This window comes from Methylobacterium sp. WL7, assembly GCF_008040085.1.
Taxonomy (GTDB): domain Bacteria; phylum Pseudomonadota; class Alphaproteobacteria; order Rhizobiales; family Beijerinckiaceae; genus Methylobacterium; species Methylobacterium mesophilicum.
This window is the reverse complement of record NZ_VRVG01000050.1, coordinates 13,499-36,478: the sequence shown is the minus strand read 5'-3', so window position 1 is coordinate 36,478 and position 22,980 is coordinate 13,499. Positions and strand designations below refer to the sequence as shown.

Genomic DNA, 22,980 nt, shown 5'->3' with positions numbered 1-22,980 from the left:
CTTACGAAGCAATGAAATCTGAATACGACGCGATCAAGCAAGCCGCCCAAAAGGACATGCTCTTGGTTTTTGCGGCCGGTAACAATCATATCAACGGAAATATTTATAATTGGAATAATGCGTCCAGCTCATCGTTGATTCCGTACATCACACCTAAACACGCTGATAGCGGTGTTTATCGTCTCTTCGACGTAAACGGAATCGAGCAGAAACAGGCGGACTTCTCGGATATTTCTGGCTATATTGTCGCCGTCGTGAACGTCGATGAGAACAACGCGCCGAATTGGTCGAGCAATCTTTGCGGCGCCGCAGCTGCTTGGTGCATATCTGCACCGGGGACGGAGATCTACTCGACTTGGCCGCGCAACGACCATCCGGTCGATCAACATACGAACGGCTATTATACGATCAGCGGAACCTCGATGGCGGCGCCACACGTGGCGGGCGCCGCCGCGGTGCTGATGCAGGCCTTCCCGTTCCTGACGGCGCCGCAGATCGCCCAGACGATGTTCACCACCGCCACCCATCTCGGTGACGGTCCGAGCAACATCCCGAACGCCGTGTTCGGCTGGGGCCTGCTCAACCTCGGCAAGGCGATCGACGGTCCCGGCCAGTTCACCTCGACCTGGACGGTGAACACCACCTACAAGGGCCAAGCCTATTACGGATTGTTCGCCAACGACATCTCCGGGCCCGGCGGCCTGATCAAGACCGGGGCCGGCATCCTCGATCTCACCGGCACCAACAGCTACGCCGGCGGCACTGCGATCAACGGCGGTGTGCTCGGCGTCCTGGCCGACCGCAACCTCGGTGCGGCGACAGGCGGGCTCGCGTTCGGCGGCGGCACGCTCGAAGTCCTGGCCGACGGCTTCGCCACCGCCCGGCCGGTGACCCTCAATGGCACCGGCACGCTGCAGATCGATACCGGGACCTCGAGCTTCGCGGGGGTGATGATCGACGGGACGGGACCGGGCTCCCTGGTCAAGACCGGCCCCGGCACGGCCAGCCTGTCGGCGGCCAACACCTATACCGGCAGCACCCTCGTGGCTGCGGGCACCCTGGCGCTGACGGCGACCGGCCGCCTCGTCGCGCCGATCACCGTCGGCACGGCCGGCAGCTTCCTGAACGCCGGCACCGCCTCGGGCGGCCTGGCCAACGCCGGCTACACCGCCAACACCGGCACCCTCACGGGCGGCGTGATCAATGCGGGTATCCTGGCCACCAGCGGCACGCTTTCGGGGGGCCTCGCCAATGCCGGATACACGTCAAACAGCGGCACCATCTGGGGCGGCGTGATCAATGCCGGCCTCTTCGCCAGCAGCGGAGCGATCTCCGGCGGCCTGGCCAATGCCGGGTACGCCCTCAACAGCGGCACCATCGCGGGCGGTGTGAGCAACGCCGGGACGCTGGCCTCCAGCGGCATCCTCTCCGGCGGACTGTCCAATACCGGCTACACCGCCAACAGCGGCACCATCGCCGGCGGCGCGACCAATGCGGGAACCCTCATCACCAGCGGCAGTCTCTCGGGCGGCCTGGCGAATGCCGGATACACGGCCAACACCGGCACGATCGGCGGCGGCGTCGCCAATGCAGGGATTCTCACGACCAGCGGCACCGTCTCAGGCGGCGTGACCAACACCGGCACGCTGGTCGCCAGCGCCGGGCGGGTCGACGGCGCGATCCGGAACGCCGCCGGCACCTTCGCGGTCACCGGTACGGTCGCCAGCGACGGCACCTTCACCAACGTCGCGGGCGCCACCCTGTCGGTGGCGGGTGGCGGCGCCTACGGGCTGGCCGGTGCGCTCGGCAATGCCGGCACGGTCGCGGTCGCCTCCGGGGCGAGCCTCTCGGCCGCCGAGATCGGCAATGACGGCCTGCTCGTCAGCGACGGCGCCCTCAGCGGCCCCGTGTCGAACACCGGCACCGCCCGCCTGTCCGGACAGATCAACGGCGCCCTGACCAACACCGGCAGCCTGGTGTTCACCGGCCCGATCACCGGGATCACCGCGCTCGCCACCACCGGACCGCTCGACCTCGGCGGCGGCGCCTACACCGTGTCCGCCCTGTCCGGATCGGCAACGGCCGTCCTAGGCAACGGCCGGCTCACGGTCGGCAGCCCCGCCTCGTCCACGTATGCCGGCACCATCCTGGATGGCACCAGCCCGACCAGCCTGACCAAGGTCGGCACCGGCACGCTCAACCTCACCGGCACCGGCCGCTTCTCCGGACCGACCACGGTGCAGGCGGGCACGCTGTCGCTCAACGGGTTCTGGACCTCGCCGATCACGGTGGCGGCGGCCGGGACCCTGCGCGGCACCGGCACGGTCGCCGCCCCGATCGTCGTGGCCGGCGCCCTGCGGCCGGGTAACTCGCCCGGGACCCTGACGGTGGCCGGCCCGGTGAGCTTCGCCCCCGGCAGCGTGCTCGGGATCGACATCGACGGCCTCGGCACCGGCGCCGGGGCAGGCAACTACTCGCGCCTGCTGGCGGTCGGCCCGAGCGGGGCGGTCGCGGCCAACGGAACCCTCGTGCCGGTGCTGCGTGGGATTACTGGCAATGCCGGCAACACCTTCACGCCGGCGCTGGGCCAGCGCTTCTCGGTGCTGGGGGCGCAGGCGGGCCTCGGCGGGTCGTTCAGCGGGCTCGCCCAGCCGGCGGCCGGCTTGCCCGCGGCCACGCGCTTCGACGCGCTCTACGGCGCCACCGGCCTCGACCTGGTGGTCACGCCCGCCGCCTACGGCAACCTCGCGCCCCTGGGCCTGGCCCAGACCGACAATGCCCGGGCGGTCGGCGCGGCCCTCGACCTGGCCCGGCCGGACGCCGGCACCCGGCCCGACGCGGCGCGCGCGCGGTTCTTCGATCCGCTCTACGCGACGGCGCCGGGTTCCCTGGCGGGCGGGCTCGCCAGCCTGTCGGGTCAGAGCTACGGCGACGCCGTGATGGCCGACCTCACGGCGCGCCGGCTGGTCACCGCCACGATCGACCGGCACATGAGCTTCGGCGGCGGCAGCGCCAGCTTCAGCGCCGGCGGCGCCGGGCTCGGGCCCAACCGCACCGCGATCGACCTGCGCGGCGGGGCGGGCGCCCCCGACCAGCCGTTGGCCTCCGGCGAGGGCCGGATCTGGGCGGACGCGCTCTACGGCTTCGGCAGCCGCGGCGGCGACCGCGCCGCCGGCGGGGCCACCCTCGATGCCGGCGGCCTGCTGCTGGGCGTCGATCGCCAAATCGGGCGCGACACCCTGGTGGGCGGCGCGTTCAGCTACCTGCGCGAGACCGGGGCGTCCCGGAGCGGCGGGGCCGGCTTCGCGCCCGGCTCGTTCAGCGCCGACAGCTACGGCGGCACGGTGTACGGCACAACCCGGCTCGGTGCCGTCGTCCTGCGCGGCACGGCCGGGGGCGCCTATGCCGACGGCCGGGTCGACCGGACGGTGACGCTGGGCTCGAACCTGACCCGGGCGCGCGGCGCCCCCGCGGGCGGCGACCTGAGCCTGTCCGGGTTCGCCGGCTACGCGATCGGCACCGGCCTGCCGGTCGAGGTCGTGCCGGAGCTGGGCTTCAGCTACGACCGGCTGAGCCGCGGCCGGGTCGTCGAGCGCGGCGGTCTGGCCGAGCAGGCCTTCACCACGGCGACGTTGGAGGGGGCCCGGATTCTGGCCGGCGGCCGGATCGCCAGTGTGGCGGTGGATGCGGGCGCTGGGCTGCGCCTGGATGCCCGGGCGTATTGGGCGCACGAGCTGGCCGACACCGCCGCCGTGGTGCGCTCGAGCCTGTTCGGGGTGCCGTTCTCGACCCGCACCTCTGCGCTGTCCCGGGATGGGGCCGTGCTCGGCGTGAGCCTGTCCGGCCCGGTGGCGCAGGGCGTCTCCCTCTCGGCGAGCTACACCGGCGAGGTCCGCCCCAACGCCACCGCCCAGGTCTTCTCCGCTGGGTTGCAGGCGGCCTGGTAGGGCAAGCGCTGGCCGCGGCTACTGCCCGGTAGCCGCGGTCGCGATCTGCCGCCTGATCGACGGGATCAGGCGACACGATGCGGAGAGCCGCACGGTACCCCCCGGTGCTCGCGCTTCAAGGGGGGATGATGTCGAACCACTGGAAGTATTACGCGATCATGCGCCGGCGCGCGCTGGCGCAGGTGGCCGGCGCGGCGGATGGGGCGAACCGGTCATCCGAGGCCTGTGTCGGGCGATGTGAGCAGCCACTGACTGATGCCTCTTCGCTTCTGACGGTCCTGGTCGGGCGGCCGGGGGAATTAACCCCGTTCCGTCTTCCAGCGTGCATCCCAGTTGTAAGTACAACTCCTGATTGTAAATGATACGCCTATCGGCGACTGTCCCTGCCGAACGTTCGGGAGAGAACCGTCATGGCGACGACCGCCAACGAGGGCCTGGCCTGCCGGGGCACAGAGACGCTCAGGGAGGCGATCACCGCAGCCGCCGCCATCGGCTTCCTGGCTGGCGGCGGAACCCGGGTGATCGCCAATGTCGGTGACCTTCCGAGCCTGCTGACGGCTGCACTCTACCTTCCCCTCGGGGCCATTGCCGCCGCGGTACTGGCGGGTGTGGCGATGAACCTGATCGCCCTTCCCGTCCTGGGCACGGTCCTCACGCAACGTCGATTACCTGCTGTCGCCTATCAGGTGGCAGGAGCATTGTCGGGCGTTGCAGCCTTCACGGGGGCGTTCGTCCAGTTCGCCCCCGCGGGCGCATGAGCGATCGGTGACAATGAATGGCTTGCCGATGTTTCACGGGAAACATCGAACCGAGCGCGCCGAACCGCTGCAAGAACCCTCACCCGGTGAACAGGACGGCAGTCCCGGTCAGCGCAGCAGTGCGGCACATCTGCTGCGAGGTCGGACGGAGTCGCCGCGAGCATCCTCGTTGCGAGCCCGCGTCGTAAGCGATCAAGCCGGGGTTGCACACACGGCGCCTCCCTGATCGAAGGTGCCCGGAACTTCTCCGGGACATGCCGTGACGACGCGACAGACCTCAAGCCCGCTCCGCATCGCGATCGTCGGCGGCGGTTTCACCGGTGCGGTGCTCGCGATCCATGCGATGCGAGCCTCGTCGGGCCAGCTCGACCTCGTCGTGCTCGAGCCCCGGGCCGAGCTTGGCCGTGGAGTCGCCTACAGCACCCGTGACCGCAGCCACCGCATCAACGTGCCGAGCGATCGGCTCGACATCGCAGCCGATATGCCTGGTGCCGTCACCGCGTGGCTGCACGCCCACGAGATCCTGCCCGACCCCGCGAGTCAGGATGAGGCTGGCGGTGCCTACGTGCCGCGAGCCGCGTACGGTGCCTACATCGGGGACGTCCTGGCCGAGACGCTGAAGGCAGCCGCCGACCGCGTGCGCCTGCGCCACCTGCGCACCAAGGCCGCCTCGGTGACGGCGGCGGACGGGGCTTGGCGGATCGTCACGGAATCCGGCGAGACGATCATGGCCGACCGGGTCGCGCTGTGCTTCGGCCACGCAGTACCCGCCCTGCCCTGCCGGCTTGGGCCGGGCGTAGCGGAATCCGCGGGGTTCGTGGCCGATCCCTGGGCGGCCGACGCACTCGCGGGGATCGCACCGGACGCGTCCGTGCTGGTTGTCGGCACCGGATTGACCATGGCCGACGTGGTGACGAGCCTCGGCGCTGCGGGTCATCGCGGGCCGATCACCGCGGTCTCCCGCCGGGGCCTCCTGCCGATGGCCCACGGGTTGTTCCGGATGGATCTCGACGTGGTCGGCGCATCACCGCCGACGACCGCCTTAAGCCTGCTGCGGCTGGTCCGCCGTCAGATCGCGGAGGCCGATCCAGCCCTGGGCTGGCACCCGGTGGTCGATTCCCTGCGCGCCGCGCTTCCCGATCTCTGGGGCGATCTGCCGGCGGCCGAGAAGCGGCGTGTCGTCCGCCGCCTGCTGCCGTTCTGGGAGGTCCACCGGTTCCGCATCGCCCCGCAGATCGCAGCGGGCCTGGAGCGGGCGCGGGCAGACGGGCGCCTCGTCGTAGAGCAAGCCGGCCTCGCCGGCCTCGATCGCATTGAGGACGGACGTCTGGAAGCCACGCTGCGACCGCGACACGACAGGATCACGCGACGGCGGTTCGACGCGGTGGTGCTGTGCACCGGCCCGGAACGTGAGGTCGCGCGCAATCCGCTGGTCGCCGCGTTGCTGGCCGACGGGACGGCTTGCCTCGATGCAGTCGGTCTCGGCTTGTCGGTCGACCGCCGCAGCCGCGTGCTCGGCCCGGAGGGCCGCCCGCAGCCGGGCCTTTACGCGTTCGGACCGATGACCCGCGGCAGCTTCGGCGAGATGACGGGCGCACCCGACATTGCTCAGCACATCGAGCGCGAGGTGGCCGGCTTGCTCGGGTGACGAGCGTGACGGCCCGCCATCGATGGCCGGGGTGGTGTGGGATCAGTTCCCGGTGCCGCCGGCCTGCCGGAGGGCGGCGGCGGCTTTCACGATCGACAGGACGCCGCTGCGGGTGGTCTGGTCCGGGATCGATCGGAATGCCGCCACGAGATCCATGATCTCGGGGTCGTCGAACAGGGCCTGGATGGATTCGGTGCCGGCCTCTGCGGGCACCTTGTCGGCGAAGAAGGTCTCGACCGGGACCTTGAGCAGGTCGGCGATCATCTGCAGGCGGCTCGCACCCACGCGATTGCGGCCCTTCTCGTACTTCTGGACCTGCTGGAAGCTGACCCCGATGGCATGACCGAGAGTCGTCTGGCTGAGGCCCTGAGCGGCTCGGAGCGCCGCGATGCGGCTACCAATCGCGCGGTCGGCTTCGGTCGCCAGCTTCGGCTTGGTCACGGCGCTCATCATGGTCTCACGGTCTCTCAAGGCGTGCAGCCGAGGTCGGCCACGTTCCACAGGCTGCCTAACTGAATAGCGCACGATTGAGTTTCGCATCACCATGCAACCCTCGCTTGTGCGAGGTGCATATCTTGGCTGTATCCGATGCCCTGTGTCACCGTGTCATCGCGTCGTCGGGCTCCGGTGCCTGCGCAGTCGCGATCCGATGCGTACTTTGCCACGTCGGCATGCGATCGAACACGGTCGAGGCGTATTCAGCGGAACTCCACGCTCTTCCCTCCGGCACGTCGTTCCGCGGCAGCGTCCGGGTTGCCGTCCGCGATCCCCGGCTATCCGGAACCGCAGCGACGCCCCGACGCGGAACAGAAACACCCGAGAACAGGCTCTTAGCCGGATTACGTTTCCGGATTGCTGCCGTCCGTTCGCGTACGCCGCGCCTCCCTACGTCGCGACACCGCCAAGGCATCGGTATCCACGCTGCGCCCCATCCCACGCGGCCACCGCGTTTCGATGCGCCCGAATACCCACAGCTCACCGGGGGGGCGCATTGCCGCTCTCGAGAGCCTGACTACCCAGGGGAGAGGCTGTTGGTAAGCCACTCAACCTGGAATGAGTCCAAGTTATCTTAGAACATTTCCATAATATTCCAGTTGCCTTGAGCAGTAAGGTGATGCCAACACGATCACGGCGGCGTGAGGTCGCGGTTTTCGAGAGAGTACGGGCGGGTCCGTGCTTCTATTAGAGGCATCAAGATGAACCGGTCCCGGGCTGCATCGACCTGGAACGTCCTTGAACGGTCCGTGGCCGGATCCCTGTATCTCGCGTTGCTCTCAACGACTTGCGCCGTGGTCGCGCCGGGTGCCGCCGGGGCGCAGACCGCGCCGACCACCGATATCGAGCTGTCCGAACTGAGCGTGACCGGCGTGGCCCCCGGCCGGCCCCTCAACGGTGACCTGTACGGCGCCGGCGGCGCGACCGGCCCGGTTCCGGGCTACGTCGCCAGCCGGAGCACGGTCGGCACGAAGACCGACACGCCGATCCTGGAGACGGCGCAATCCGTTTCGGTCGTCAGCCGCCAGCAGATCCAGGACCAGAACGCGCTGACCGTCACCCAGGCGCTGCGCTACACCCCGGGCGTCTTCGCCGAATCGCGCGGGGGTGCCGGCTCGACCCGCCTGGAGCTGTTCAACATCCGCGGCTTCGCCGCCCCGGTCTTCCTCGATCAGATGGCGATCATCGGCGGGCGCGACGCCAACACGTCGATCGACGTCTACCGCCTGGAGCGGATCGACATCATCAAGGGGCCGGCCTCGGTGCTGTACGGGCAGTCCGGCCCGGGCGGCATCGTAAACCTCGTCTCGAAGGTGCCGCAGTTCGTCCGCCACGGCGAGGTCTTCATCCAGGGCGGCGGGTTCAACGAGGTCCGGAGCGGCTTCGACGTCGGCGGCCCGATCGCGTCCGACATCCCGGGCCTGGCCGACCAGTTCGCCTACCGGGTGGTCGGGCTCGGCTGGAACGGCGACGGGCCGGCCGTGACCACCAAGGTCGAGCGGGCCTTCATCACCCCGAGCATCACCTGGCGCCCGTCCACCGACACGTCGCTCACCCTGATCGGCAATTACCAGCGCGATCCGTTCTCGGGGTTCTACGGCGGCTTCCCGGCGGTGGGCACCGTGTTCCCGCGCAATTTCGGCAGCGGCCTGTTCGGACGGCTGCCGGTGAACTTCTACGACGGCGATCGCAACATCGAGCGCTCCGACCGGACCCAGGCCTCGATCGAGTACCTGTTCGACCAGCGTATCGGCGAGAACCTGCGGTTCCACTCGGCCGGGCGCTACCTGCGCACCCAGGGCGACTACCGCAGCGTCTACGGCGCCTTCAACGACCGGAACGGCCCGACCGCGACGGGGCCGCTCCTGGCGCGGTCGATCATCGGCACCAACGTGGCGGCCGAAGCCTACACGATGGACAACAACTTCATCGCCGAGTTCGACACCGGCTTCATCGCGCACACGGCCCTGCTGGGCGTCGATCACCGGACCTTCAGCACCCGCACCAGCGGCACCCCGTTCCCGAGCGCCCCGGACCTCAACATCCTGGCGCCGAACTATGCCATGAACATCGCCTTCCCGGCCTTCAACACCACCTCGCGGGTCGATGCGCAGCAGACCGGCGTGTACTTCCAGGACCAGGCGAAGTTCGATCGTCTCGTGCTGACCCTCGGCGGCCGCTACGACGTCGCCCGCCAGACCGGCCCGACCCGCAGCTTCTCCGGAAACACCAGCACCCTGACGCTCCAGGACGCGCCCTCCGACGCCCTGACCTATCGTGCGAGCCTGCTGTACCAGTTCGACGCCGGCGTGGCGCCGTACGTGTCCTACAGCCAGGCCTTCGAGCCGATCGTGAGCGGGCGCGTGTTCGACAGCGCCTTCGGGTCGGTGGGCCGCGTGCCAGACCCGATCCGCAGCGACCAGTACGAGGCCGGCATCAAGTACCAGCCGCCGGGCACCGACATCCTGCTCACCGCCGCATTCTTCGACATCCGTCAGTCGAACCGGACCTCCGCGGATCCCCTGCGCCAGGGCTTCGTGGTCCAGACCGGGGAAGTCGGCGCCCAGGGCTTCGAGTTCGAGGCGCGGGCCAACCTGACCGAGGGCCTGACGCTGATCGGCGGCGTCTCGCTCCTCGACATCCGCAACGTGCGGGATTCCGGCAGCACGGCGAACGACCTCACCCGGCTGTCGGTGCCGCTCCAGGGCCGGCGCCCGGTGCAGGTGCCGGACACGACGATCTCGCTGCTGGCGAACTATCGCTTTACCGACGGCCCCCTGCTCGGCCTCGCGCTCGGCGGCGGCGTGCGCTACCTCGGCCCGTCCTGGGGCGATCCGGCCAACACCTTCCAGGTGCCGGAGAGCGTGGTCGTCGACGCCCTCGCGTCCTACGACATGCGCCACATCGCTCCGAGCCTGGCGGGCCTCACGGCGGAGCTGAACGTCAACAACCTGCTGGACGAGCGCTTCGTCTCGAGTTGCCTGTCCTACTCGGCCTGCTTCTACGGTCTGCCGCGCACGGTCTATGGAACCCTGCGTTACCGCTGGTGAGAACCGACCGATGCGCAACAGCTTCCGGCAGTCGATGGCGTGGCTGCACGCTTGGTCCGGCCTGATCGTCGGCTGGGTCCTGTTCGCGGTCTTCGTCACCGGGACCGCGAGCTATTACCGGCCCGAGATCTCGCGCTGGATGCGGCCCGAACTCCGCGCCGATGCCGTGATCGGCGCGGACGCGACGGCCGCCGCAGTGGAGCGCGGCGTCGCCTACCTGCAGGCGGAGGCGGGCGGCGCGCGGGCGTGGTTCATCACGCCGCCGCGCCCGGACCTGCCCCTGCTCGAAGTGTTCTGGCGGACTGCACCGGGCCAGCCGCCGAAGCGGGTGTTCCTCGATCCGGAAACCGGGGCGCCGGCGGCCCTGCGCGACACCCGCGGCGGGGATTTCCTCTACCGGTTCCATTTCGAGCTGAACATGGCGCCCCTCTGGGGCCGCTGGGTCGTCGGCATCTGCGCGATGATCATGCTGATGGCGCTGATCTCGGGCATCGTCACCCATCGGCGGATCTTCGCCGACTTCTTCACCTTCCGGCGGGACAAGTCCGCCCAGCGCGGCTGGCTCGACGCCCACAACGTCACGGGCGTGCTCGCCCTGCCGTTCCACCTGATGATCACCTATACGGGGCTCGTCACCCTGTCGTTCATGTACATGCCGTGGGGCATGAACGCGGTCTATCACGGCGACACGCAGCGCTTCTTCGCCGAGGCCGGCCAGATCACCGCGCCGCGCTCGGCCGCGGGCCGGCCCGGTACACTCGCCCCCGTCGGGCCGATGGTGGCGCGCGCGCTGGACACGATCCACGAACCCCTGGAGCGGATCTCGGTCGTCAACCCGAAGGACGCGAACGCCACGGTGGTGGTCGTGTTCGAGGAGCCGCACGGACTCTCGCACGAGCATCCGCAGGTCGCCTTCGACGGCACCACAGGCGCCGTCCTGGAGGTCCGGGCGGGCGGGTTGAAGCCGGCGGCCAAGACCTTCACCACCATGGTCGGCCTGCACGAGGCGCATTTCGCCGGCCCGGGCCTCCGCATCCTGTTCTTCCTGTGCGGGCTCGCCGGCAGCGCCATGGTGGCCACGGGGCTGATGCTGTGGTCGGTGGCGCGCCTGCCCAAAAAGGCCGGGACCGAGGCTGGGACCGCCCTGCATCCGGGCCTGCGCCTCGTCCAGGGCCTCAACGTCGCGACGATCGCCGGGCTGCCGGCCGCGATCGCGGCCTATTTCCTCGCCAACCGGATCCTGCCGGTGGATCTGGCAGACCGGGCGCTCTGGGAGATCCGCGGATTCTTCGGCGTCTGGGTGCTGATCGGGCTGGTCGGAGTGGTGCGGCCCCAGCGCCGGGCCTGGCCCGAGGTGCTGAGCGCGGCCGCCGCCCTGTACGCAGCGGCCGCCGTGGCCGATGGCTGGCGGATGCAGCGGGCCTACGGCGTGGGCGATCCGGTCGATCCGCTGTTCGTCGGAGTCGACCTCGTCCTGCTCAGTCTCGCGGCGCTGCTACTCTTCGCAGCCGGTAAGGCCGCCCGCTACGACGGGACCCGGCCCGCGCGCACGCGCGATGCGAACCGGCAGGCCTTCAGCGGCACCGCCGCCGAATAGGCGGCCGGGATGGGTTCGGCGACCGCTGGGGCCCGCACATCAACCGCGCTCGGGCCCCGTGGGGAAGCGACGCGCGAACCAGTTCCGCAGGAGCTGGCGCTCATAATACAGGCCGCCGGTGGAGAAGCGCGGGTTGGACGTCAGCAGGAAGTTGATGTCCGTGACCGTATCCTCCCCCTGCGCAACGATGCGACCGCCGCGGCGCAGCGCGTAGGCGAGGCGGATGCGCGGCGGCGTGGCATCGGTCACGACACGCACGCCGCTCGGCGTGGCGAAGCCGGGCCGGTCGAACCCGGCCAGGTCGACGTCGAGGACGGTGATGTCGAGGCGCTCGTCCGGCCGGAGCCGGGTGTTGCCGAGATCCACCAGGATCCGCGTCAGCTCGGCGAGGGTGACCCGGAGCGGCTGCCCGGACGCGAAGCGATTCTCGGCGTCGGTGAAGCGTTCCGGCGCGGCGTAGCGGACCTGAACCTCGGCGGCGGCCGGGCCGGCCGCCAGCAGAGCCGATCCGGCCGTCGAGAGCATCCCGGCCAGGACGAGGCCGGCCTTGCCTGCACCGTGCTTGCTCATCGCGACGCTCACCGTCTCGCTGTTTCGTGATCCGCGGTTGCGGCCGTGTGTCGCCGGGACCGGGCGCACTCTCTGTCCGACTGAGGGGAAACCCCCTGCGCGGGCTCCTGTTTCCGCGCTCCGGGCAATGATGAGCCGGATATGTATTCAGCGATCGCGTGATGGGGCGTCCATAGTCTCGCCGCGTTCCGGGCGCCACCTGTCGTCATCAGCCCGCGAGGGCAGCCCTTCATGGGAGCGCGCACCGCTTGCTCAATTCTTTCCTGGCGATCCTCACCGTTGTCGCGGTCCTGGCAGTCACGGCGCTGTTCAAGCTGCCGCTCCTGCCGTTCCGCCTGGCCGGTCGTCTGCTGCGGGGTCGTCCGGCGGTCGCCTGATCGGCTGCCCGACCGGATCATCCCGCCGCGTCGATGACGAATTCCATCCCGCGACCTGGCCCCTGATCGGCATAGTCGACCAGGGCCAGGCCGCGCTCGGCGAGCGTCGCCTCGACGATCGCGCGTTCCTTGCGGACCATCTGGCCGATCGCCAACGGGGTCAGGCGCGGGCTCGCCCGGCGCAGCTGATCGACCCCGATATGCGCCGGCGTGCCGTCGCCCTCGGCAATCCGCGCGAGCGCGAGGGCTAGATCCTTCGCCTTGGTCTCCGCGGCAGATTTCGGCTTGAACGCCATATGACCGTCTCCCTGTTTTCGTACGCGCATCGTCCCGACCGGTAGCCGCCGGCTTTCCGGATAAGCCGATGCGCTAAGCCGCCGCGCCTCACGCGGCCTGCACGTCCACGTTCACGTCCACGAACGCCCGGATCCAGACGCGCCGCCCTTTGGCGTCGTAGACCTCGACCTGCCAGGCCGACCAGTCGAACCGCTCGATCCGCTCCATCAGCCCGAGCGCGACCCGCTCGGCATGGACGCGCATCTGAGCCGCCGTCGGCAGGCGCCGGCCCTTCAGGTCGATCACCAGCTCATGCCCGTCCGTACAGTGGAAACGATACAGCCGCGTCGGCATCGGCCTGTCCTCGATCAATAGACAGTCCTCCTGAAGAGTTCGAAGCCGCGGCACCGGCGCAGCCGAACGTCCACGCGATCGCCCAATGTTCGCTATATGTTCTAGTTGCATTGGGGTCGTGATGCACCCGCGGACGTGCGAATTGCCTGTGGGCATTCGTCTCGGCCGGACGATGATGGGCGACCGGACGCGAACCATCAGACCGAGGCGATGGCGCTGTATCGTGGGGGCGCTGGCGGCATCCCTGGTGGCCGGGGGCGCGCCCCTGCGAGACGCCGAGGCGGGATACCTGACGGCGATCCGCACGGTCGCGGCGCGCCTGACCGTGCAATCCATCGGTCATCGCGCGGCCGTCGAGGCCGCGCTCGGCATCACGCTCAAGCTCGAGAGCGAGGGAGCCTTCCGGTTCTGGTCGGGACCGGGCTTCCGGCTCGATGGGATCCCGGTTCGCGACGTCGATTACCGGGAGCCGACGGCCGAGGCGGACCCGGCGGCCGGCCCACTCCTGGCCCTCGACCTCGAACCCGCCGCCTGCCTCACCCTCGACGCGATCCGGGCGTCTTTCCCGGACGCCCGGATCACCGCCACGCCGCGCGGCTCGTACGGCGAGCGAACCTCCCTGTCGATCGATTCCGGGGGCGGGGAACTGACCTTCGGCATCGCCGCCGACCCGCCGGAATGCCTGAACGTCCTGATCTTCACGCGCAAACGGGCGTCCTGACCGCCGGGACGCGCGCCGCCCGAGGACACACCCGGTCGCGATCAGGCGGCCTTGCCGTTGCGCTTGGCCATCGAGCCGGGCTGGCCCAGACCGATCGCCTTGGCGAGGGCGGAGCGCTGCTCGGCGTAGCTCGGGGCGACCATCGGGTAGTCGGTGGGCAGGCCATAGCGCTCGCGGTAGCTCTGCGGGCTCAGGCCGTTGGCGGACAGGTGGCGCTTCAGCGTCTTGTAGGTCTTGCCGTCGATGAAGCTGACGATCCCGTCATGCTGGACCGACTTGCGGATCTGGGCCGCGCTCGGCTTGTCGACGGCGGCCGGCGCAGCGGTGCTGCCCTCGGTCGGCACGGCGCCGGAGGCCAGGGCGGCGATCGCGCCATACACCCGGGCGATCAAGGCCGGCACCTCGCTGGCCGGGACGGGGTTGTTCGCGACATAGGCCGCGACAAGACCAACGGCCAACTCGGTGAAGTTGGACGATTTCCCATAGGATGTCTCGTTCATATTCAGCCCCTCTGAACCTGCGTCACCACCTTGTTGTTTCGGGCCGTCTTGGGATTCAACACAGGAAATCCGGCTTTCAACGCTATTCTGCTGGCACCGCCCGCTTATCGGTCACCCCGGCCTGGGATATTTAGGCAATGACAGGCGTTGCAGCGGCCCTCAGGCGAGGCGGCCGAGGCCCCGACCAGGCCTGGATTCAGCGTCGGCGTACCCGGATGTCATAGCCAGACATGGCGCGCCTTCCTCCACCCCGCGAGGGCTCGAGTGTCGCAAGGGCCTCATACGGTCCCATCCCGGCGTTCCAGGGTGCGAGCCGATCCTTGAGGCAACCTGTGTCCCGTCATGGACCCGGTGGGAGCGCCCGTTTGCAAGGAGCTGTGCGCGTCGAGACAATCGGCGACACCGCCCGGCCGTCTTGGTCCGAACGAAAAGCGGCCGGGACGTGAGTCCCAGCCGCCTCCATGCATCATCGATCTAAGGGTCGGGCTTGCCGACCGCTCAGAGGCTCGTCGTGCCCGGGTAGGACCGGACCCGGTTCCGACCGTCGGTCACGCCCGTGGCGGCAGTCCCTGCGGCGGGCGCTTCCCAGCCGTCGGCACGCCAGGCGCTGGCCTTCTGGTCGAGATCAACCGAGCCGTGCTGCTCCAGGACGTCCATCACCATCGGCACCATCGTGGAGCGGGCTTCGTCGACGCGAACGGTGACGAGCGTCCCGCCCCGGCGCACGCCCTCGCCGTAAGCGTGGGCATCCGACTCGCTGACGCCCGCACCGGTCAGGCCGCCGGCCAGACCACCGGCGGCGGCACCGACGCCCGCGCCCGTCAGGGTGGCGACCAGCCAACCCGCGGCCACGACCGGCCCGACACCCGGGATCGCGATCAGACCGAGGCCTGCCAGGAGGCCGGCTGCGCCGCCGACCACGGTCCCGAGCGTCGCCCCGGTTCCGGTTCCGTCCTTGGCCTTCTCCTTGGTGTCGGCGCTGACGTGAGTCCCGTCGGTTGCGGTGCGGCCGGCATGGCGGTCGCCCTCGTTGTTGCTGACGATGCTGATGTCACCGTGCGGGATGCCGCCGGCCTCAAGCTTGCCGACTGCCGCGGTGGCATCCTCGTAGCGATCGTAGAGCGCTGTAATGGTTTGCTGAGCCATGGAAAATCTCCTTCGTGAGGGTCGCGAGGGTCAGGACATCACTGCGCCGACACGTTGCCCTTGAAATCGAGGCCCACGTTGACCTGCTTGCCGTCATGCATGGCGGTGCCGCGCCAGATGCCGTCGCCGTCCTTCATGAGGTTCTTGGCGTCCTTGAAGCCGGACTTCTCGAGCCGCGAGCGCGCCTCACCCTCGGTGAAGCTGTTGGCGCCCTTCTCGAGCTGGACGGTGCCGTGGGCGGCAGCAGTCCCGCCATTGGGGGTCATCTTGTCGGTGTTGGGCCGGGTGACGCTCTCCTGGCCGCCGGATTGCTGGCTGGTCTTCGCATCGGGGGCGGCCGGGGTGCCGGTCACGGTAGTCTGCGCGAGGGCGCTCGATCCGAACAGCGTGGCGACAAGAAGGGCGGCGAGGGGGGTACGCATGATAGGCTCCGTCGATCATTCCGGACCCCTTCAATCCCCCCGGCAGGCAATGCGTTCCATTATTCGAGGATCTACCGACCAAGCTTTACTTTTCAAACCTTACGCACATTTTGTTCCCGAAAATCGACCCTCAATATCCATTAAATAAAAGCACAGCTTACGGAACATCTGCCCGGCGGCGACCAGCGGGATCGCCACCGGATGGCACTTCCATCAACCGGCGCCGAAGCCGCCCTTGCGGTTGTCCGGCTGGGGCACGGGCGGCCGCGTGTCGTAGCCGCCGCTCTCGGGCGCCGCCCCTTCGGATGACTCGGGATGCCCCGGCGCGTGCGGACCGCTCCCGCCGGCAGCCGGGTCGGATGCCTTGCCCGTGTCCGCCGTCCGTGCCGGCGGTACCGTTCCCAGCGCTTCACGCGCCGCCTCGACATCCTGTCCCATGCGGTCCTCCCGAGTGATTCTGAAGGGCCAAGACCGAAGGGCCGGCGCATGTTCCCGTACCCGCGCGCACGATCATGCTGCCCAGTACCGGCGCGGTTCAGCGGTTCCCGCTGGTTCGCGCGATCGCGCGGCCGAGGCTCATCAGCAGCACGTCCGTGGCGGCCCGGATCTCGGGCGGGGTGTCGGATTCGAGGGTGCGCTTGAGCTCGATGGCCAGGTCGGCCGCCCGCTCCAGCGAATCGACCGGGGCCGACAGGTTGCTGAAGACGTAGCGCTCGCTGCCCTGATGCATCTCGGTGATGTCGATGATGATGCCCCGGGAGCGGACCGCCCGCCCGTTCGCGTCCTTGAACGTCCGGCCCCGGCTGAGCAGCCAGCGCACCGTGCCGTCCTGGGCGACGACCCGGTACTCCGCGACCACCAGGCCGCCCGTCTTCGACGCGGACTGGACGTGATCGAGCAGCCAGGCGTGGTCGGCGGGGTGCACCGCGGCCATGCTGGTGAGGCCGTCGAGTTCCTTCTCCGCCAAGGCGGGGTCGCCGGCCAGAAGCCGCGCGGCGCCGGCATCATACACCACCGTTCCACGGACGATGTCCCAGTCCCAGACACCAACCACGCACGACGCCTCGAGGGCGGCGCGGAGCCGGTCGAGCGGTTCACTGAAGCCGTCGATCGCATTGACCGGCGTCTTCGAGCGCTGTCCCATCGTCTTGATCCCGCTTCGCCGCACCCGGAGGATCTGGTGCGAGAGAGTACCATTTCATCCGAGAACCTGTCGAAAATTTCATGATCGGCTCGGGAGGCGTTCGCGTCGCAGGCTGGTTGAACCGCAGGAGCCGTCGCTCCGCCCACTCGACAGAGCCCGAACCGGGCCGGACCGCTCATGTGTGACGATTCCAAGCCGTCCGGCACGCCGAACCGCATCGCACCGCACGGAAGCTCCCTCGGCGACATCGCGCGGGTGCTAGGCGTGCCGGTCTCCAGCTTCTTCGCATCGGCGCCGGACGCCGAGACGCCGGGGGCGCACGAGGATCCGGCCGCCGCGGCCCTCCTCGATCTCGTCCGGTGCTACCTGCTGCGGGCCAGCCCCGAGGCGCGCCGATACGTCGTCGCCCGCGTACGGGCTTTGGTGGATTCCGCCTCCCCGTGAGGCGCGCTGCCCGCAACGATCGGCGGCGCGCTCGGTTCGACCCGCGCGCGCCGTTCGGATCAGGCCCGGACGGCGCAGGCGCGCGGACCCATCATGTCGCGCCGGACGATCTCGATGGACCAAGACGGGGCTGGTGTCTCGGCCGGTGCGGCCCGGTGCCCTCAGGGCAGAGACCGGGCCTGCGACGCGGCGATCCGCATGAGCTCGGCCGTGCTGCCGACGCAAAGATTGCACAGCAGCGCCGCGGTGGCGTTCACGACGCTGCGGTAGTTGAGCGTCAGGATCTCGGCGATCTCGTCGTACGACTTACCCTTCCCGATCAGCACCAGGATCTGCATCTCCCGGCTGGTCAGGTTCGCCAGGGGCAGGTCGCGCGCACCCGCATTCAGCATCGCGATCTCGATGGCGATGTCGTGGGGCAGGTAGGAGCGGCCGTTGGCGACCGCCTCCAGCGCATCGAGGAAGGACGCGGCCGGCGCATCCTTCAGGACGAATCCCAGCGCCCCGCATTCCAGGACCCGCGCCACGATGACCGGGTCCCGGTGCATGCTGAGCGCGAGGATGCGCGCGCCCGGCTCCAGCGCGCGGATCCGGCGGATCAGCGACAGGCCGGACAGGCCGTCGTCCCGGAAGCTCAGGTCGGTCACCACCACGGCCGGCCGGTGGCGGTGGAACGTGCGGTAGGCGGCGACGATGTCCCGGGCCTCGTGAACGCGTGCGATCCCGGCCTCCTCGGCCAGGAGCCGGAAGCCCTGGAGGACGATCGGGTGGTCGTCGACGATCAGGAGATCGCGCGGCCGGGCGGTGGGCCTCGCCGCGTGCTGAGCGAGTCCCGGCGCGGCACTCATGGCGCCGCCCCGGACTTGAGGCCCGGCGCGAACCGGTCGGCGAGCAGCGCCAGGGCGGCGGCGTGGTCGACGCCCCTGGTACGGGTGTTGAAGTAGTGCTGGCACATCTCTCCGTAGAGACTCTTATGGCGACCGCGGCGGGCCACGACCGCGCTGAAGCCGGTCAGCAGCAGCGCGTATCGCTCGGTCTTGCCGATTTCGGCCAGCATCTGCCCGAGCTGGGCCGTGCGGTTGGCGATCATGCGCGGGTCCTCGATGAAACTGGTCCGGGCCTCGGCCAGGGCATCCTGAAGTGCCCGGACGGGCTCGGACCCGGCCGGCACCGGGTGTCCGGCCTCCCGGCCGGCGAGCCAGCGCGCCGGGTCCGTCCCGTCCGTGGGGGACAACCAGGCCGGCAACTCGCTCTCCGCGGTCCGCGCCACCACGGCCTGCCCCTCCTCCGATCCCGATTCCTGGGCCCGGTCGCAGGCGGCGAGCACGAGTCCGGCGGCCACCAGGCTGGCGAGGTCCCGCCTCACCGGCCGGCCTCCGCGGCGACAGGCCCCTGACGCTGCGCCACCACGGTGCGCGGGCCCTCGGCCACCGGGATCCGGCCGGTCTGCTTCAGCGCCGCGAGGTCGACCACGGAGACGTCGTCGGAGAACCAGTTCGCCACGTAGGCGCGTCCACCGAGGATCGCCACACCTTCGGGATAGCGGCCCACCGGAATCGTGGCGACCGCCGTCAGCGCGTCGGCATCGACGACCGAGACGGTGCCGGCATGCTGGTTGGTGACGACCACCCGGCGCCCGTCCGGGCTGACGGCGACGCCGTAGGGGCTCGCCCCGACCGGTATCGTGGCGACGGGCCTGAGCGTTGCGGCGTCGACGACGCTGAGGTCGTTGCTGCGCACGTTGGCCACGTAGAGCCGGTCGCGGACCGGGTCGTAGGCCAGGGCGAAGGGCCCATCGCCCACCGGGATGCCGGCGATCCGGGTCATCCCGGCGGTCTCGACCACGCCGACGCTCCGGCCCTCGCGCTCGGCCACGTAGAGCCGACCTGCGCCACCGACGGTGAGCCCGGCCGGATCGCGCCCGACCGCCACCTCCGCCTCGACCGCGCCGGTCTGCGTGGAGATACGCAGCACCCGGTTGCCGGACCAGTCGCCGACATAGAGGCCGCGCCCGTCCGGGTCCGCCGCGAGTCCGAAGGCCTGGCCGGAGACCGGCCATTGCCGCATCGCCCCATCCGGAGCGATCACCGTGACAGCCTTGCCGTCAGGATGGCTGAGATAGAGCTGCCCTCCGGGACCGGCCGCGACCACGGCGGGCGACGGCGCCACCGCGATTGCCACCGGGGCGACCTGTTGTGCACCGTCCGGACCCGCGACCCGGGTGACGCGGGCGCCCTGCTGGCTCGCGACCCAGACCGAGTCCGCCGCCGCCGGCCCGGCGGCGAGGGACAGGCCCGCGAGCAGGATCAGGCGCCGCACCGGCCTCATCGCTGCGGCCCGCTCTCCAGCTTCGCCTTCAGGCCCTTGAGCCCCTCGGCAAAGTAGCGGTTCATCGCCTCCTTGCCGGCGGCATCGCTCAGATTCTCGGGCGGCTCGTTGCCGGTATCGCCCCGGTAGAACCGGCCCATCCACTCGACCTTGGCGCCATCGCCCTCCGGCGTCACCGTGACGGTCGCCGAGTAGGACGAGACCGGCAGCGCGTCGAGATCGGGATCGGACATGCGGTAGGAATAGGTGCGCTCGGCTCCCTTCCACTCGTCGAGGCCCTCGACCAGGGTGCCGCCGCGCTTCAGCGTGACCTTGCGGATGGCGCCCGAACCGTCGCCCCCGGTGGCCTCGACCTTGGCCACGTCCGGATGCCAGGCGCCGATGCCGCCGAACGGCCCAACCACCTTCCAGACCGCGTCCGGATCCGCCCGGATCGTGATGGTCTGATCGACCTTCTGGGGTGTCGGGCCGTGAGCCGAGGCCGTGCCGGCAGCGAACAGGATGGCGAGGGTGGCGAGGACGCGACGCATGGTCAGGCTTTCCGGAAACGCGTGAGGTTGGTGGTGGAGAGGGACGCGGCGGCGCGGCGCAGAAGGCTGCGCAGCGGTGCCGCGAGCAGAGTGCCGAGCACGAGGGCGAGCGCCAAGCCGCCGAGGACGGGGCGCGGATCGATGCGGCCCGGCAGCGGGCGCGGCGTCCCGGCCGCGATCAGGGGGCGGTCGAGCCCGCCGGCCCCGTCGAGATGCGCGTAGGCCAGGCCCGTGCTCGCGGCGAGTTGCTTCAGGTGGTCCTCGCGCACGGAGGACAGGTGCTCGCTGCCCACGGCGGCGGCGGCCCCGAACGGGGCGTTGCGCGGATTGTAGCCGGCACGGGACTCGGCATCGGCCGGCGGGGGGCCGAACCGGTTCTCCTGCTGCACGTCGGTCTCGGCGTAGAAGCCGCGCTCGCGGCCGCGCTCGTCGAAGCGCGGGATCGGCGACAGGCCGTAGGCACCCGCGCCGACGATCAGGCCCCGCACCACACCGGGCTTGCCCTCGAAGGGCGGGATGCGGCCGCCGGGGAGCGGCGGCGTCTCCTGGCCGTCGGTGACGAACAGGAGATCCGTGCCGAGGCCGGCGGCCATCTCGACCGCCCGATACAGCCCGGCGGCGACGCGGCTGTCACCCTCCCAGGCCATCCGCCAGTCGATCGCCGCCAGCGCGCCGTCCAGCGGCGCGAAGTCGGCGCAGACCTCCACGGGGGTGAACAGCAGGAACGGCCGCCGCTCTGTGAACAGCGCCAGCGCCACCCGCGAGCCGCAGGGCAGGTCCGCCACCATCCGGCGCAGGGCCGCCTTGGCGGTCTCCAGACGGCTCTCCGGGCGGCCGTCGCGCGCGTAGTCGCGCACGTTCATCGAGCCGGTGATGTCCATCACGGCCAGCACCGCGACGCCCGCGCGGGTCACCGGGAGCGCCGGTACTACGAGGGCGGCGATCACCAGCACGAGCGCGAGGGCCAGCGCCTGGAAGCGGCGGCCGCCCAGGTTGCGGGCGAGCGGCAGATTTTTGAGAACTGTTTGCCGGCTCATGGTCCGCCCCTCGGCTGCCCGGGGATATCGGTCCAGATCTGCTTTGGCTCGGCGCGCAGCTCGTCGCCGCCGGCGCGGTCGAACTCCGGAAAATCGCGGATCAGCCGCGAGGCGACGTCGAGGTTGAACTTCGCGTCCCAGAAATCCGGCCGGTCGCGCAGCGCCCGCCGGTACTCCTGGCGGGCCAGGGTCACCTGCGGGCCGGCCTTGTCGATGGCGCCGCGGGTCAGGAGCCCGAAGGCCTCGCGCATCCTGGCGTTGGCGACCCGGTAGCGCGCGCGGGACGCGGCGTCGGCGGCCCCCGCCCGGTCGAGGGCGGCGACCAGCGGCTCGGTTTCCACCAGGCGCCCGTGCCCCGCGAGATACCCGACCCGCGCCACCAGGACCGGCGCCGGCGCCCCGGTCCCGGGGTCGAGATCCGTGCCGGCGTCGAGGGCGGCGATGCTCCGGTTGGCGGCATCCGCCCGCCAGGCGGACACGCCGAAGCCCAGCGCCGCGAGGCCGAGCAGCGCCGGCAGGGTCAGGAGGAGCCGCGGCCGGATCCGGCCCCAGAGGCGGTGCAGATTCACGGTCGGGCGCGTCACGCCGCCCTCCTGAGATCCGGTGCGGGCGCCTGCTCCCGTGACACGCGAGACCGAGCGCTCGCAGCCGAAAAATCCGCCTCGGCCAGGGCCGCCAGGACGAGCAAAATGAGCCCAAGCCCCGCGAACCCGTAGGCGATCCCTGTCAGGTCACGGCGGGGCCGGGGCTCGATATAGGGGATCGGGTTCCGTTCCAGGGCGGCGATCTGCGCGATGGCGGCGGCGACCGCCGGGGCGCCCTCGGCCTCGAAGGCCCGGTAGGGCACACCGAGGCTCCTGAAGAACAGGTCGAGATGGCGCTCCGGGGCGGCCTGGGGGGTGTCCTCCCCGGCGGGCCGGTCGTTGATCGACGGAGATCCCTTGGTGCGCAGGAACAGCCAGTACAGGTTCGGGTGCAGCTTGGTGAACGCGGCCCGCAGGGCGTCCTGCACCCGCGGATCGATGACCGCGGCGCCGTCGGAGATGAACAGCAGGACGCGGGAGCCGCTGCTCTCCGGAGCGAATTGCGACAGCGCCATGGCGAGGCCGCGGGCGACGTTGGTGTAATCGAGGCCGGGCCGGTCGATCGCCGCGATGGCGGCACGGACGGCGGCGTGCCGGTCGGTCATCGGCATCACCAGCATCGGCGCGGTCGAGAAAGCCGTGACGGCGAACAGGTCGTGCGCCCGGGCGCCGACGAAATCCGCCAGCAGGCGCCGGGACGCGGCGGCCTTCGATTCCTCCGCGCCCGAGGGCTGCCGCCCCGCGAAGGTCTCGTTCATGCTGCCGGAGCGGTCGATCAGCATCGAGATCTGGGCGCCGATGCCGATGCGGGTCACCGGCGCGCCGGCACCGTAGGGGCCCGCGAGCGCCACGATCAGGCTCGCGATGGCGAGCATGCCGGCGCCCCGCAGCAGCCGGGCGATCCAGCGGGACGGCGCATCGGCGGGCGCCGCCGCGAGCGCGGGAACGGGAACCCGCCGGCTCCCCGCGGCGAGGAGCGGCACGAGCGCGAGCGGCAGCAGCCACAGCCAGGCGGGCGACGCGGCCCCGAGCGGAAGCGATCCGAACGGCAT

Annotated in this window: 24 protein-coding genes; 8 read left to right on the top strand and 16 right to left on the bottom strand. The window is 70.4% G+C overall.

Going from position 1 to position 22,980, the window contains the following annotated elements:
• Positions 1–11: 11 nt before the first annotated feature.
• From FV233_RS14745 to FV233_RS14735, 3 genes are all read left to right on the top strand, one after another.
• Positions 12–3,947: an autotransporter domain-containing protein gene (locus FV233_RS14745; RefSeq protein WP_281407999.1), complete on the top strand. Its 3,936-nt coding sequence runs from the start codon at positions 12–14 to the stop codon at positions 3,945–3,947.
• 410 nt (positions 3,948–4,357) lie between these two features.
• Positions 4,358–4,705 (top strand): hypothetical protein, encoded by a 348-nt coding sequence (locus FV233_RS14740; RefSeq protein ID WP_147897889.1) that lies wholly within the window; start codon positions 4,358–4,360, stop codon positions 4,703–4,705.
• A 259-nt stretch (positions 4,706–4,964) separates the two neighbouring features.
• Complete coding sequence (locus FV233_RS14735; protein WP_147854105.1) at positions 4,965–6,353, top strand: FAD/NAD(P)-binding protein; 1,389 nt, start codon at positions 4,965–4,967, stop codon at positions 6,351–6,353.
• Positions 6,354–6,395: 42 nt separating this feature from the next.
• Here FV233_RS14735 and FV233_RS14730 read toward each other — a convergent pair whose 3' ends face one another.
• On the bottom strand, positions 6,396–6,806 hold the full coding sequence (locus FV233_RS14730) for a helix-turn-helix transcriptional regulator (protein ID WP_348642242.1): 411 nt from the start codon (positions 6,804–6,806) through the stop codon (positions 6,396–6,398).
• 743 nt (positions 6,807–7,549) lie between these two features.
• On the opposite strand from FV233_RS14730, the gene FV233_RS14725 reads away from it, so the two are divergent.
• Both FV233_RS14725 and FV233_RS14720 read left to right on the top strand, forming a co-directional pair.
• Complete coding sequence (locus tag FV233_RS14725; RefSeq protein WP_147897888.1) at positions 7,550–9,898, top strand: TonB-dependent siderophore receptor; 2,349 nt, start codon at positions 7,550–7,552, stop codon at positions 9,896–9,898.
• Between the two features lie 10 nt (positions 9,899–9,908).
• The gene (locus FV233_RS14720; protein WP_147897887.1) at positions 9,909–11,495 is read left to right on the top strand and encodes a PepSY-associated TM helix domain-containing protein; all 1,587 of its coding nucleotides are present in this window, start codon (positions 9,909–9,911) and stop codon (positions 11,493–11,495) included.
• A 39-nt stretch (positions 11,496–11,534) separates the two neighbouring features.
• Here FV233_RS14720 and FV233_RS14715 read toward each other — a convergent pair whose 3' ends face one another.
• Positions 11,535–12,065 carry a DUF3016 domain-containing protein gene (locus FV233_RS14715; RefSeq protein ID WP_147854109.1) on the bottom strand — a complete coding sequence of 177 codons (531 nt, stop codon included), beginning with the start codon at positions 12,063–12,065 and terminating at the stop codon, positions 11,535–11,537.
• Positions 12,066–12,313: 248 nt separating this feature from the next.
• Here FV233_RS14715 and FV233_RS31645 point away from each other — a divergent pair, with 248 nt between their 5' ends.
• Complete coding sequence (locus tag FV233_RS31645) at positions 12,314–12,442, top strand: hypothetical protein (protein WP_281406477.1); 129 nt, start codon at positions 12,314–12,316, stop codon at positions 12,440–12,442.
• A 17-nt stretch (positions 12,443–12,459) separates the two neighbouring features.
• Here the strand turns inward: FV233_RS31645 and FV233_RS14710 are convergent, their stop codons facing one another.
• Together FV233_RS14710 and FV233_RS14705 are read right to left on the bottom strand one after the other, a co-directional pair.
• Complete coding sequence (locus FV233_RS14710) at positions 12,460–12,738, bottom strand: adenylosuccinate synthase (RefSeq protein ID WP_147854110.1); 279 nt, start codon at positions 12,736–12,738, stop codon at positions 12,460–12,462.
• Between the two features lie 88 nt (positions 12,739–12,826).
• Positions 12,827–13,072 (bottom strand): hypothetical protein, encoded by a 246-nt coding sequence (locus FV233_RS14705; RefSeq protein WP_147854111.1) that lies wholly within the window; start codon positions 13,070–13,072, stop codon positions 12,827–12,829.
• 223 nt (positions 13,073–13,295) lie between these two features.
• Between FV233_RS14705 and FV233_RS14700 the strand changes: the two genes are divergently transcribed.
• Positions 13,296–13,793, top strand: coding sequence for a hypothetical protein (locus tag FV233_RS14700; protein WP_147897886.1), 498 nt, complete (start codon positions 13,296–13,298; stop codon positions 13,791–13,793).
• Between the two features lie 41 nt (positions 13,794–13,834).
• Here the strand turns inward: FV233_RS14700 and FV233_RS14695 are convergent, their stop codons facing one another.
• The 5 genes from FV233_RS14695 to FV233_RS14675 all read right to left on the bottom strand — a co-directional run bounded on the left by FV233_RS14695 (position 13,835) and on the right by FV233_RS14675 (position 17,005).
• The gene (locus tag FV233_RS14695; RefSeq protein ID WP_147897885.1) at positions 13,835–14,293 is read right to left on the bottom strand and encodes a MucR family transcriptional regulator; all 459 of its coding nucleotides are present in this window, start codon (positions 14,291–14,293) and stop codon (positions 13,835–13,837) included.
• A 498-nt stretch (positions 14,294–14,791) separates the two neighbouring features.
• A complete protein-coding gene (locus tag FV233_RS14690; RefSeq protein WP_147854114.1) occupies positions 14,792–15,439 on the bottom strand; it encodes a hypothetical protein in 648 nt (215 codons plus the stop codon).
• 38 nt (positions 15,440–15,477) lie between these two features.
• Positions 15,478–15,861, bottom strand: a complete 384-nt coding sequence (locus FV233_RS14685; protein ID WP_147854115.1) for a hypothetical protein — start codon at positions 15,859–15,861, stop codon at positions 15,478–15,480.
• Between the two features lie 213 nt (positions 15,862–16,074).
• Positions 16,075–16,299 carry a hypothetical protein gene (locus FV233_RS14680; RefSeq protein WP_147854116.1) on the bottom strand — a complete coding sequence of 75 codons (225 nt, stop codon included), beginning with the start codon at positions 16,297–16,299 and terminating at the stop codon, positions 16,075–16,077.
• A gap of 97 nt (positions 16,300–16,396) precedes the next feature.
• On the bottom strand, positions 16,397–17,005 hold the full coding sequence (locus FV233_RS14675; protein ID WP_147854117.1) for a PAS domain-containing protein: 609 nt from the start codon (positions 17,003–17,005) through the stop codon (positions 16,397–16,399).
• Positions 17,006–17,182: 177 nt separating this feature from the next.
• Between FV233_RS14675 and FV233_RS14670 the strand changes: the two genes are divergently transcribed.
• A complete protein-coding gene (locus FV233_RS14670) occupies positions 17,183–17,449 on the top strand; it encodes a hypothetical protein (protein WP_147854118.1) in 267 nt (88 codons plus the stop codon).
• Between the two features lie 161 nt (positions 17,450–17,610).
• On the opposite strand, the gene FV233_RS14665 is transcribed toward FV233_RS14670, so the two are convergent.
• The 7 genes from FV233_RS14665 to FV233_RS14635 are packed head-to-tail and all read right to left on the bottom strand — an operon-like array spanning position 17,611 to position 22,980.
• Positions 17,611–18,297 carry a response regulator transcription factor gene (locus FV233_RS14665; RefSeq protein ID WP_147897884.1) on the bottom strand — a complete coding sequence of 229 codons (687 nt, stop codon included), beginning with the start codon at positions 18,295–18,297 and terminating at the stop codon, positions 17,611–17,613.
• Positions 18,294–18,815: an MxaH protein gene (locus FV233_RS14660; protein ID WP_147897883.1), complete on the bottom strand. Its 522-nt coding sequence runs from the start codon at positions 18,813–18,815 to the stop codon at positions 18,294–18,296. Before FV233_RS14660 ends, FV233_RS14665 begins: the two co-directional genes overlap by 4 nt.
• Positions 18,812–19,777, bottom strand: a complete 966-nt coding sequence (locus FV233_RS14655) for a cytochrome D1 domain-containing protein (RefSeq protein ID WP_147897882.1) — start codon at positions 19,775–19,777, stop codon at positions 18,812–18,814. Before FV233_RS14655 ends, FV233_RS14660 begins: the two co-directional genes overlap by 4 nt.
• Entirely contained in the window at positions 19,774–20,307 is a 534-nt protein-coding gene (locus FV233_RS14650) for an SRPBCC family protein (protein ID WP_147857932.1), read from the bottom strand. The genes FV233_RS14655 and FV233_RS14650 overlap by 4 nt, the downstream gene beginning before the upstream one ends.
• A 2-nt stretch (positions 20,308–20,309) precedes the next feature.
• Positions 20,310–21,344, bottom strand: a complete 1,035-nt coding sequence (locus FV233_RS14645) for a vWA domain-containing protein (RefSeq protein WP_147897881.1) — start codon at positions 21,342–21,344, stop codon at positions 20,310–20,312.
• Complete coding sequence (locus tag FV233_RS14640; protein ID WP_147897880.1) at positions 21,341–21,928, bottom strand: MxaK protein; 588 nt, start codon at positions 21,926–21,928, stop codon at positions 21,341–21,343. The genes FV233_RS14645 and FV233_RS14640 overlap by 4 nt, the downstream gene beginning before the upstream one ends.
• A complete protein-coding gene (locus FV233_RS14635) occupies positions 21,925–22,980 on the bottom strand; it encodes a vWA domain-containing protein (protein ID WP_147897879.1) in 1,056 nt (351 codons plus the stop codon). The genes FV233_RS14640 and FV233_RS14635 overlap by 4 nt, the downstream gene beginning before the upstream one ends.